10 protein-coding genes are annotated in these 11,854 nt (G+C 68.8%); 5 read left to right on the forward strand and 5 right to left on the reverse strand.

From position 1 onward, the window contains the following. The coding region (locus K340_RS0120145) for a glutamate ABC transporter substrate-binding protein (protein WP_029138033.1) at nucleotides 1-798 on the forward strand (798 nt) is incomplete at its 5' end. Between the two features lie 69 nt (nucleotides 799-867). Here the strand turns inward: K340_RS0120145 and K340_RS0120150 are convergent. Beyond that, on the reverse strand, nucleotides 868-2,271 hold the full coding sequence (locus tag K340_RS0120150) for an MFS transporter (protein ID WP_211229559.1): 1,404 nt from the start codon (nucleotides 2,269-2,271) through the stop codon (nucleotides 868-870). Nucleotides 2,272-2,616: 345 nt separating this feature from the next. Between K340_RS0120150 and K340_RS36760 the strand changes: the two genes are divergently transcribed. From K340_RS36760 to K340_RS31825, 4 genes are all read left to right on the forward strand, one after another. Then, entirely contained in the window at nucleotides 2,617-3,957 is a 1,341-nt protein-coding gene (locus tag K340_RS36760; protein WP_211229560.1) for a tetratricopeptide repeat protein, read from the forward strand. Further along, nucleotides 3,905-4,642 (forward strand): SEC-C domain-containing protein, encoded by a 738-nt coding sequence (locus K340_RS34595; RefSeq protein WP_211229561.1) that lies wholly within the window; start codon nucleotides 3,905-3,907, stop codon nucleotides 4,640-4,642. Before K340_RS36760 ends, K340_RS34595 begins: the two co-directional genes overlap by 53 nt. 217 nt (nucleotides 4,643-4,859) lie before the next feature. Next, nucleotides 4,860-5,306, forward strand: coding sequence for an ArsR/SmtB family transcription factor (locus K340_RS0120160; RefSeq protein WP_029138035.1), 447 nt, complete (start codon nucleotides 4,860-4,862; stop codon nucleotides 5,304-5,306). Continuing rightward, a complete protein-coding gene (locus tag K340_RS31825) occupies nucleotides 5,303-6,964 on the forward strand; it encodes a SulP family inorganic anion transporter (protein ID WP_037365931.1) in 1,662 nt (553 codons plus the stop codon). The genes K340_RS0120160 and K340_RS31825 overlap by 4 nt, the downstream gene beginning before the upstream one ends. 58 nt (nucleotides 6,965-7,022) lie before the next feature. On the opposite strand, the gene K340_RS0120170 is transcribed toward K340_RS31825, so the two are convergent. Genes K340_RS0120170 through K340_RS0120185 form a run of 4 tightly spaced genes read right to left on the reverse strand, consistent with a single transcriptional unit; the run spans nucleotide 7,023 to nucleotide 11,766 of the window. Further along, a complete protein-coding gene (locus K340_RS0120170) occupies nucleotides 7,023-7,859 on the reverse strand; it encodes an SMP-30/gluconolactonase/LRE family protein (protein ID WP_029138036.1) in 837 nt (278 codons plus the stop codon). Further along, entirely contained in the window at nucleotides 7,856-8,908 is a 1,053-nt protein-coding gene (locus K340_RS31830; RefSeq protein ID WP_051267015.1) for an ABC transporter permease, read from the reverse strand. Before K340_RS31830 ends, K340_RS0120170 begins: the two co-directional genes overlap by 4 nt. Beyond that, nucleotides 8,905-10,518 carry a sugar ABC transporter ATP-binding protein gene (locus K340_RS31835; RefSeq protein WP_051267017.1) on the reverse strand — a complete coding sequence of 538 codons (1,614 nt, stop codon included), beginning with the start codon at nucleotides 10,516-10,518 and terminating at the stop codon, nucleotides 8,905-8,907. Before K340_RS31835 ends, K340_RS31830 begins: the two co-directional genes overlap by 4 nt. Before the next feature lie 6 nt (nucleotides 10,519-10,524). Then, the gene (locus K340_RS0120185; RefSeq protein ID WP_029138037.1) at nucleotides 10,525-11,766 is read right to left on the reverse strand and encodes a sugar ABC transporter substrate-binding protein; all 1,242 of its coding nucleotides are present in this window, start codon (nucleotides 11,764-11,766) and stop codon (nucleotides 10,525-10,527) included. Nucleotides 11,767-11,854 lie beyond the last annotated feature (88 nt).

Raw genomic sequence — 11,854 nt, forward strand, 5'->3', positions numbered from 1 at the left:
GACTCCTCCGCCGCGGACACCTCAGCCGCCGGCGGCGGCGACGCCGCCGCCTCACAGCTGCTGACCAACGCCAAGGCCGGGAAACTGACCATCGGCGTCAAATTCGACCAACCCGGCCTGGGCCAGAAGAACCCCGACGGATCCTTCTCCGGCTTCGACATCGACGTCGCCCGCTACGTCGCCAAAGAACTCGGCGTCGACGAAGCCAAGATCAACTTCGTCGAAACCAAATCCGCCGAACGCGAAGACAAGATCGCCAAGGGCGAAGTCGACTACATCGTCGGCACCTACTCCATCACCGACACCCGCAAAGAAAAAGTCAACTTCGCCGGCCCCTACTTCCTGGCCCACCAAGACCTACTGGTCAAAGCCGACAACACCGACATCACCGGCCCCGAAACGCTGAACGGCAAAATCCTCTGCTCCGTCACCGGCTCCACCTCGGCGCAGAAGGTCAAGGACCAGTTCGCCACCGAAGTCGCCCTGCAAGAATTCGGCACCTACTCCGAATGCGCCGCCCAGGTCAAAGCCGGCGTCGTCGACGCCCTCACCACCGACGACGTCATCCTGGCCGGCTACGCCGCCCAGGACCCCGGCGTGTTCCGCCTCGTCGGCAAGGGCTTCTCCGACGAGAACTACGGCATCGGCCTGAAAAAGGGCGACACCACCGGAGAAGACGCCATCAACACCGCCCTGAAGAAAATGGTCTCCGACGGCTCCTGGAAAGCCTCCCTGGAAAAGAACGTCGGCCCCTCCGGCTACACCATCCCCGACCCCCCGGAAAACCTGACCTCCTGACCAACGCCACGGCCGGGCGGGGCGGCGCCCTGCCCGGCCGACGCGTTCCCAGCAGCTCACGTCCCTCGGTCAGCTGACCAGCCCGGGCGCGGCTTCCGGCGACGAGGGGAGCAAATCCTCCTTGCGGCCCCGGACGAATAGCGCGGCAATGACCGCGGCCAGCACCAGCGCGACGGCCGCGGCGATGAACACGACGGAATATCCCGAGGTGAACGCGGCCAGCTCGGACGCGGGATCGGCGACCTTCGCGGCCCCGACCGTGCTGGCATACAGGGTGGTGAACACCGACAATCCGATCGAGCCACCGATCTGCATCATCGCGTTCACCGTTGCGGAGGCGGCACCCGCATCGCGCGCATCGACCCCGGTGAGCGCCAGGTTCTGCAACGGGACGAATACCAGCGCCAACCCGAGCCCCAGCACGATCAGCGCCGGCAGCACCTGACCGAAGTAGTTGCCGCCCACTGTGATCCGGCTGAGGTAGAGCATCGCGGCGGCACCGATCAGCGGTCCGGCGATCAGCAACGGTCGCGGTCCCACCCGCGGGATCAACCGGGTGACGAACGGCGCGGCCGCCATGATCGACAGGCTCATCGGCAGCGACGCCAGCCCGGCCTCGAAGGCACCGAAGCCCAGCCCGATCTGCAGGTGGAAGGTCAGGTACAGGGTCGCGCCGATGACGATGCTGCCGGTGATGGCCTGCAGCAGGAAGGCCCCGCCGCGCACCCGGTGCGCGATCACCCGCAGCGGGAGCAGCGGGTTCGCCACCCGGCGCTGGATCTGCACGAACGCCGTCAGCAGGACGACACCGGCGATCAGGAAGCCAATGGTGTCAAGCGATCCCCAGCCGTGCTCGGCAAGGGTGAAGCCGTACACGAGTGATCCCAGACCCAGGACGACGGTGCCGACGCCCCACCAGTCGTAGCGGTTGCTGCCCTCGGCCCGGCTCTCGCTGAGCAGCCACATCGCGGCCGCGATGCCCACGATCACGAAGGGCACGTTGACCAACAAGCACCAACGCCAGTCGGCATACTCGGTGAGCAGCCCGCCCAGGACCAATCCCACCGCGGCGCCCGCTCCCGAGACGGTGCCGAACACCGCGAAGGCGGTGTTGCGCTCGCGGCCGTGCGGGAAGGTGACGGTCAACAGCGCCAGCGCGGCCGGCGCCATCAGCGCGGCGAACACACCCTGGAGACCGCGGGCGACGATCAGCTCGGCGCCGGACTGGGCCACGCCGCCGATCGCCGACGCGACGCCGAAGCCGACCATGCCGACGATGAAACTGCGCTTGCGGCCCCAATAGTCGGCGACCCGGCCACCGAGCAGCAGCAGGGCACCGAAGGCGAGAGCGTAGGCCGTCACCACCCACTGCCGCTGGGTGTCACTGAGACCGAGGGCGCCCTGGGCCGCCGGTAACGCGATATTGACGATGGTCCCGTCAAGTACGACGATCAGTTGGGTTGCGGCCAGCACGAGCAGGACCCACCAGCGGCGACCAGAAGGCGCCGGTTGCTGGGCCGAGACAGGCTGTTGGGCAGCGGCCGGCCGTGGGGCCGAGGTGGGGACCGAGTTGGTCGTAAGAGCGGTGCCGGACAACGGCATTGATCAACCTTCCGTGGCGCGGGTGCGATTCCGGAGGTTTCCAGCCCCGGACCGACGCCCCGCGTGAACGGATTGACCGACCGCCTCGACCACGTGACCGAGCAGGCCGCCATGCTACCTCGAACAACCGGACGGGAACCAATCGGCGACGGCACCGAGGCCACTCGATCGGCGGTGCGAGGTCGCTACCATCGCCGGCCGAGTAGCGTCGCGGAGGTGTCCGATGTCTCGCAATCGCCCCGTGCCGTCGCCATCCGAGGCGCGCTGGCCGCCCATGGCTCGATGTCCGAGGGCGAGCTGGCGACCGTGCTCGCTGCCGACGGCATCGACCTCGGGCCGCACCCGACCGACACCCTCAACGACATTCTCGATCTCGACCCGGAACTCATCCTGCCGCTGCTCGACAAGCGGTGGGCCTGGCTCCCCGGGCTGCTCGACGGCCGGATCCTCACTCACCGGCTGACCGCGGTTGAACGCGAGTACGACCTGCTGGTGCTCGACCCTGATCTGTCGCCGCTGACGATCCTCACCGAGAGCCCGAACTATCAGCACCTCTCCGACGGCTCGCCGCTGGCGAATGTGTCGGGGCAGCTGGACGCCGAGGCACTGGCCGCGTGCGGCGTTCCCGAGGACGCGGTCGGCGGCGAGGGTGCGTTGCTGTTCGAGCCCGGCCGCTTCGCCGGCCTCGGCGTCCGGATCGGAGACCTGGTAGGGCTGCGGGTGACGGCCGACGGGTTCGACCTCGTCGCCGTCGACGCGATCGCACCCTCCGAGGTCGGGCTGTCGATACCTGCTCTGCTGGACCAGGTTTCGGACGGAGTCGAATTGCTCGACCTCGCCATCTGGACTGCGTGTGCCGGCGCCGGCACCCTGTTCAGCGAGCCGGCGGCGCCGCTGGGCGAACTCCTCGTGGCAGGCGGCCTGGCCGTGGACGGCGGTTGGGTTGCCCGCGAAGGATTTGATTTCGACAGCTGGCGGGTCCGCCATCGGATCGAGGCGATCGGCGAGCACTACGACCTGGACGACGACGAAGCGCTGGCCGTGCTCGCAACACTGCGGCTGTGCGAGCGGACAGCCGAACTCGTCGACGCGGTGACGGCGGCGCAGGAAAGCGGCGAGGCGCTCGACCTCGCCGAGCTGCTCGCGCAGCCACCTGACCCGGCCGACCGGGCACCGGAGACCGACGACGAGTCGGATGCTGACCGGGCGACCATGCGTGCGACCCTCGAGTTTCTCGCGGAACCCGTTGTGGTGGCTGCTGTTCTGGACGAGATCAACGACTCCGGCCAGCTCACCGGCGCCGTGTTGGGTCTGTTCGCCGAATCGGTGGAGCCTGCGGCACCGCGCGCTGCCCGCCCGGCATTGCGATGGCTGCGGGCCAATGCGTACGAGCAGCTCGGCAATATCGCCGACGCCGAACGGACCTACCACGAGGCCGAATCGCTCGACCCGACCTGGCCGTTGACCCTGCTGTCGCTGGCCCGCTACGCCAGTGATCGCGGTGATGCCGAGAGGTGGGTTGGCGTTGCTGCGCCGGGCCGGGGCACCACCGGATGACGAGCTGGTGCGGTTGCTCGAGCAGTACCGACCGGTTCCGCGCCCGGGCCTGGGCCGCAACCAGCCGTGTTGGTGCGGGTCGGGGCGCAAGTACAAGGTGTGCCACCTGCATCGCGAGCAGGCGCCGCTGGCCGACCGGGCAGCCTGGCTGTATCACAAGGCCGGCGCCCATCTGCTCGACAGCGCGTTCGGCGATCTGCTGATGGAGACAGCCGAGACACGGGCGCGGTACTGGGACTCGCCGGACGCCGTGGTCCGGGCGCTGAACGACGGTCTGGCCGGCGACGCGGTGCTGTTCGAGGGCGGTGCGTTCTCCGAGTTCCTCGCCACCCGAGGCGCGTTGCTGCCCGACGACGAGCGAGTGCTGGCGCAGCAGTGGCTGCGCGTCGAACGCTCGGTGCACGAAGCGGTTTCGGTCCGGCCCGGCGAGGGCATGACGCTGCGCGATGTGCGGACCGGCGATCTGCACGAGGTTCGCGAGCGGACCGCCAGCCGGACGTTGAAGACCGGTCAGCTGTACTGCGCCCGGGTGGTCCCGGCCGGCGAGACCGAGCAGATCTTCGGCGGGCTCGAGCCGGTGTCCGTCGGCGAGCGGGACCGGCTGATCGAGCTGCTCGACGACGCTCCCGACCCGGTCGAGTTGGTCAGCTTCCTGTCCGCCCGGTTTGCGCCGCCGACGCTGTAGAACACCTACGCTGCCGACCGACCGACGGGACCGCTGAAGGTCGGTCCGCCCGATCGTTGCCGCCTGCCGACGGCGTCGCGATGTGGGCGTCGCTGACGCCCGACGACTCGTCAACCCGGGCGTTGGGGCGCCGACCCCTGGTCGGCGAGCTGTCCGAACCCACGGGCTCGCGATGCGATATGATGAAGTTATCAATTCATCAAGATGAGGAGCAGCCGTGCCGGCAAGCGCGCAGATTCATCAGCCGCTGTACGAGGTCAAGGCCGACCTGTTCAGGGGCCTGGCCCACCCGTTGCGCATCCGGGTCTTGGAGATCCTCTCCGAGCAGGTCGCCCGCTCCTATGACGGTGACCCCACGGACGGCGACGCCATGGGCGGCGAGGTGGGCGGAGTTCCGGTATCAGATCTGTTGCAGCAGACCGGGTTGGAGGCATCTCATCTGTCGCAACACCTGTCGGTGCTGCGACGGAACAATCTGGTGGTCGGCGAACGACGGGGCAGCCAGGTGTTCTACCGGCTTGCCTACCCGCAGGTCGCGGACCTACTGGCGGTCGCCAGGGTGCTGCTCCGCGAGATCCTGCAGACCAACCAGGACCGGCTGACATCATCGGAATCGCTACCGGCGGTCGGTAACAGCCACCGCCGCGACCGGACTGCTCGGTGAAGGTCCTGACCAATCTGCGGCGGCTGCTGCCCGGCGCCGCCGACTATCGCGACCTGCGCCGCACCTGGCGCGGAGATCTGATGGCCGGGCTGACGGTCGGCATCGTGGCGCTGCCGTTGGCCCTGGCGTTCGGGGTGAGCTCCGGGGTCGGCGCCGAGGCCGGCCTGGTCACCGCCATCGTCGCCGGGATCGTGGCCGCGGTCTTCGGCGGCTCGAACGTTCAGGTGTCCGGCCCGACCGGCGCGATGGTGGTAGTGCTGGTGCCGATCGTGGCAGCGCACGGCGTCGGAGCGGTGGCGATCGTCAGCCTGATGGCCGGGGTGCTGGTGGTGCTGGCGGGCGTGCTGAAGCTCGGCCGCACCGTCAGCTACCTGCCCTGGCCCGTGATCGAAGGCTTCACCCTCGGCATCGCCGTCATCATTTTCCTGCAACAGGTTCCGTCCGCCGTCAGCTCACACCCGGCCTCCCACAGCGACAATGCCTTCGTGGCCGCCGTTCAGTCGGTGCTGGCCGCCGATGCCCGCACGGCGATCTGGGCACTGGTGGCCGTCGCCGCGGTCGCCGCCATCATGGTGCTGGCTCCACGGATCCACCGGCGGCTGCCCGGATCGATGATCGCCATCGTGGTCGTCACGCTGATCGCGGTCGCGGTGACCGCACCGCTGCCGCGGATCGGCGAGCTGCCGTCCAGTCTGCCGTCGCCGTCCCTCCCCACCGCGAGCTGGTCGACGCTGCTCGCGCTGATCGGCCCGGCATTCACCGTCGCAGCGCTGGCCGCCATCGAATCGCTCCTGTCGGCGCGGGTAGCCGTTTCGCTCTCGGAGACCGGCCCCTACGACGCCGACCGGGAACTGGTCGGGCAGGGCCTGGCATCGGTGGCCTCCAGCTTCTTCGGCGGCATGCCGGCCACCGGCGCGATCGCCCGGACGTCGGTGAACATCCGGTCCGGCGGCCGTACCCGGCTGGCAGCCATCGTGCACGGGCTGGTGCTGCTGGTCGTCGTATACCTGGCCACCACGGTCGTCTCGCAGATCCCGCTGGCCGCCCTCTCCGGGGTGCTGATGGTGACCGCGACCAGGATGGTGTCGGCCGCGACCGTGCGCAGCGTGCTCGGCGCCAGTCGGTCGGACGCGCTGATCTTCGTGGCCACGGCGATCATCACGGTGTCGTTCGATCTGATCGTCGCGGTCGGGATCGGGATCGCTGTCGCCGCCTTCCTGGCCCTGCGAAAGGTGTCGAAACTCAGTGACGTCCAACGGGAACCGCTGCCCGGCCCCGCCCAGGCGCTGGACGAACGGATCGCCCTGCTGCGCTTCGACGGTGCCCTGTTCTTCGGCGCCGCCGAGCGCATCCTGGACAAGGTGAAGGACATCGAGGACGTCTCGGTGGTGATCATCCGGATGTCCCAGGTGCGGATGCTGGACGCGACCGGCGCGAAAGTGGTCGCCGAGCTGATCAACGGCCTTGAGCGGCGCGGCGTCACCGTGTTCATCAAGGGCGTTCAGCCCCAGCACGAACGCCTGGTCAACCGCACCGGCGTCATCGCCTCGCTGAGCGATCCCGCGTACTCGTTCCTCGACCTGGGTGAGGCTGTCGGCCAGGCCCGGCAACTGGTCCGCCGACAGGCAGCCGAAAGCGAGGCACCGCTACCCGGCTGACCACACGGTCCCCCGTCACGCCGAACCGATCGGCTCGCGTCGTCGGGCGGCGTCCGGGTCAGCCGCCGTTGACCCGCAGCGCGAACACCTGGCCGGCCAGCGCGGCCCGCGCCTGCTCGGGGATCCAGGTGTCCGACGCGCAGATGAACAGGGTCTGCCCGTCCTCGCCGCCGAGCGCGCAGGCGTACGGCGCCTGCGGCGTCCGGATCCGGGCGACGATCTGCCCGGCGGTGTCGACCTTGATCACCTCGCCGGTGAACGGTGAGGCGAACCAGATGTTGTCGTCGGCGTCGGCGCAGATCCCGTCCGGCAACTCGTTCGTCAGCTCGATCAGCACCCGGCGACCGGAGAGTGAGCCGTCGTCGGCGACGTCGAATGCGGTGATTCGCGGTGGCAGTGCGCGGGTCTCGGCCACGACCAGGGTGCGTCCGCCGTCGGTCAACGCCATTCCGTTGGCCAGATGCATGTCCGTCGCCGCGACGCTGACGGCGCCGTCCGGTGCGATCAGTGCGAGGTTCGCCGGGGTCACCGGGTCCGGCGGTGCACTGGCGTCACCGAAGGTCCCGACGTAGGCGCGGCCCTGCGGATCGACCAGCATGTCGTTCGTGTGCCAGGACGCCACCTGGCTCAGATCCGCGTGCTCGTGCAACCCGTCCGGATCCAGCCGCAGCACCTTCCGGTCGTGCATCGAGACCACCAGCAGTCGCCCGTCCGGCAAAAAACCCAGCCCGGACGGCAGGTTCGGGACCTCGACCACCTGTTCCTTGGGCTGCCCGGGCGTCACCCGGTAGACGGTGCCGCCCTGCATGTCGGAGAACCAGAGGGCACCGTCGTGCCAACGCGGCCCCTCCGGAAAGGCCAGCCCATCGGCGACCACGTCGAACTGCTCGGTCATGTCTTCTTCTCCTGACGACGTCCCTGTACCACCGTGAGGCCGACGGCGGCGATCAGCACCACTCCCTGGAACACCTGCGGTGCCCATTGTGGCGCACCGGCCAGCAGCAGCCCGATGCTGCCGGTGCCGAGCATCAGCACGGCGACGACCGTCCCCCAGGGGTTGAACCGGCCGCGGCGGAACTGGGTGGCACCCAGGAACGCCGCGGAGAAAGCAGGAATCAGGTAGCTGGGCCCGTTGCTGGGATCGGCCGATTCGATCCTGGCGGTCAGCGCGACCCCGGCCAGCGCGGCCACCACACCGGAGAACATCAATGTCGTGGTGCGGACCCGGGCGACGCTGACGCCGACCAGGGTGGTGGTGTCCGGGTTGTAGCCGGTGGCGTACACCCGCCGCCCGAATACCGTCTGCTCCAGGACGAATCCGATGATCAGCATCAGCGCCAGTAGGTAGAAGACCGGCAGCTGGATGCCGAACAGATCGGCGGTGGCGAAGGTGGCGAACGAGCCGCTGGTGCGTTCGGTGAGGATCCGGTCGCCGGAGATCCCCAGGGTGATCGCGGAGATGATGGCGCCGGTGGCCAGGGTGCCGATGAACGAATCGATGCCCATCTTGACCACGACGAGACTGTTCAGCAGCCCGACCAGCAGGCCGGCGCACAGCGTCAGCAGGATCACTACGGCCGGCGACAGGCCGGTGTTGCCCAGCAGCCAACCGGCCACGATGCCGGCCAGCCCGATGGTCGAGCCGATCGACAGGTCGAAAACGCCTGCGGCCAACGGAAGTACCACGCTCAGCGCGGCGATGCCGGTGATGGCGTACTCGTTGAGGATCCGACGGGCGGTGATGTCGGTGAGGAACAGATCGGGCTTCCAGATCGCAAAGATCAGGATGAGCAGCAGCCACACGTAGATCGCCGCGATGTTGCGGACGGACAGTATCGCCAGCCACTTCGAGGTTCCGGCCGACGTTGACGCCGCTGCGTTCCGGGTCGTCGGTTCGGTGGGGGGCTGGGCGGCGGGGCGATGACCGCCATCGGTCGTGGTCATGCTGCTCCGCTCCGGTCCGTCTTCGGTTCGTCAGACGTCGTCAGTCCGTCTGACCCTGGCAGTTCGTCAGGAATGGTCGAGATGGCAGTCAACAGGGCACTTTCGCTGATCTCCGATCCGGTGATCTCGGCGACCTGCCGGCCGCCGGCCAGGCACAGCACCCGATCGCAGGCGACCACCAGGTCCTCCAGATCCGAGGAGCACAGCAGCACACCCATTCCGGCGTCGGCCTGGTCCCGCAGCAGCCGATAGATCTGCGCCCTTGCCCCGACATCCACACCACTGGTCGGGTCGTCCAGCACCATCACGCTCGGTCGGGTGGCCAGCCAGCGGGCGACGATCACCTTCTGCTGGTTCCCGCCGCTCAGCAGGCTGTACCGCTTGCCGGGATCCGGCGGCCGGACGTCGACGGCGGCCAGCCAGTCACGGGCCGCCTGCTGCTCCCGGCCACGGCGAACCACCCCGGATGACGCGAAATCCTGCAGGGACGCCAGGGTGATGTTCTCCCGCACGTCGAACTCGCGAACCGCGCTCGCCGGGTGCCAGTTGGCCAACACCAGCGCGATTCCGTGTTGACGGATCTTCCGGGCGGTGAGCCTGCGCAGCGTCCGGCCATCGGCCGCGGTGATCTCGCCGCCGGCCGCGACGGCCCCGCCGAGCACTCCGGCGAGTTCTTCCCGGCCGGAGCCGTCCAGCCCGGCCACGCCGACGATCTCGCCCGGCGCGACCTCCAGGTCCAGGCCGGTCAGGTACCGCGCCGTCAGCCCACGCGCCTGCAGCGCAGGCCGAACAGCATCGGACTGGCCGGTCGGTGGTCGGGAAGCGTTGCCCGGCAACCGCTCCTGGGCAGCGAGTGCGCCGCCGAGGATGTGCTCGATGATGCTCTCGCGGCTCAGCTCCCCGGTCGGGAAGGTGCCCTTCCACTGCCCGTCGCGCAACACCGAAACCACATCGGCCAGCGACAGGATCTCCTCCAACCGGTGCGAGACGTACAGCACGCTCACCCCGCGGGAGGCGACGTCGCGGACCACCCGGAACAGCGCCTCGACCTCGGTCGGCGGCAGCGCAGCGGTCGGTTCGTCCAACACCAGCAGCCGGATCTCGCCGTCCCGGTCGTCCACCGCCCTGGCGATCGCGATCGCGCTGCGCTCGACCGGCCGCAACTGCCCGACCGGGGTGTCCAGGTCGACGTCGACGCCGATCCGGGCCAGCAGGTCGCCGGCCCGCCGGCGCTGTTCACTCCTGCGCACCCGACCGAGCGGGCCGGTGCTGTAGCCGGCGACCATGCCGATGTTGTCGGCCGCACTGAACTCCCCGATCAGGCCGAGGCTCTGGTGTACGAAACGCAGACCGAGTCGCTGCGACTCCGCGGCCGCGCCGGGCGGCAGAACCTGCCCGCCGACCCGGATCTCGCTGCCCGGGTCCGGCGTGTAGTAGCCGGCCAGGATCTTGATCAGAGTCGACTTGCCGGAGCCGTTCTCGCCGACCAGCGCATGCACTTCACCGCGCCGAATCTGCAGACCGACATCGTCGAGGGCGCGTTGCTCGCCGAAGGTCTTACTGACTCCGCGCAGATCGATGAGCACCTCGGGCGCGTCGCGGTCCGTCATCGCGACTCAGCTCACTCCCCACAGCTTCTTGTACTGCGCCTCGAAGTCGGCGACGTACGGGAAGTACTCGGTGGTGGACGGGATGTTGTCCTTGGTGAAGACCCACACCGGCAGCCCGTCGACCGCGGTGTTCTGTTCCGTCGAGGCCCCGGTCCAGGTCCTGGCCAGGTAATCCACTGCGCGCCACATCATCTCGTGCACGTCGAACCCGGCGGACATCACCACCGACTGGCCGTTCTTGATGTAGCTGTCGACGGTCGGCGACTGGTCGATGGTGACGATCTTGACCTCGCCCAGGCCGGCCGACTTGAGCGCGGCCGGCACGCCGGGCAGCATGTCGGCGAACCCGACGTAGACCCAGTTCACGTCCGGATGCGCGGCCAGGTAACTGGTGATGCGGCTGGGCAGGTCGGAGCCGATGCTGGACACCGGCACATCGAGGGTGTCAAGGGCGCAGTCGGCGCACTGGGCTGTCAGCTCGGTCTTCAACCCGTCGGCGATCATGCCGATGTTGGCGTAGGCGGAAACGGTGACGGCCACCGCGTTGATCTTCTGGTCGCCGGCGTTGGCCACCAGGTAGTCGGCGAGGATCTTGCCCTGCGTCGTCCATTGCGGTCCGTAGCCGTAGCCGACGGTGATGCCGTTGGTCGGATCGTCGGCGGAGGTCAGGTTGATCACCGGGATCTTCTTCTCGGCCAGCTTGGCCAGCTCCGGCTCGAACAAGGCGCGGGACACCCCGCTGGTGACAACGGCGTCCGGCGACTGCTCGACAGCCTGGCCCCAGGCCGACTTGATGCTCTCCGCCGTCAGCCCGGCATCGATCCGGGTGACCTTCCAACCCACTGCGGTGGCAGCACTTTCCAGGGCGTCACCGTTCTCCACGCAGGCCGGAACCCCGCACTGCAGGTAGGCGATCGTCTTGTCCTTGGGGATGTCGCCGGTGATCGGCTCGGTGATGTTGAGGGCCGTCGGGCGCTCCATCAGCTTGGCGATGTAGGCGGCCGGATCCGAGGCATCCGGCGCCGCCGAACCGCTGCCCGAGCCGGCACTACTGGCCGCGGCGTCCGTACCGGACGCCGCCGTGGGCGCTCCGGCGGCTGACGACTCGGCCGGTGACGACTCGGCGGCCGACGACTCGGCGGCTGACGACTCGGCGGCTGACGATCCACCGCCGGCCGACGGGGAACCGGTGGTGGCCGCGTCGTCGGTCGAGCTGCAGCCCGCTACGACGATTCCCAGAGTCGCCACGGTTGCGATCAATACGCGAACCCGTCGAGTGAGCATGGTGCCCTGCCCTTCATCAGCTTTGACCAAGCGCTTGTTAGGGAAGCGTAAG

Origin of the sequence: Nakamurella lactea DSM 19367 (assembly GCF_000426645.1) — a bacterium.
GTDB classification, from domain to species: domain Bacteria; phylum Actinomycetota; class Actinomycetes; order Mycobacteriales; family Nakamurellaceae; genus Nakamurella; species Nakamurella lactea.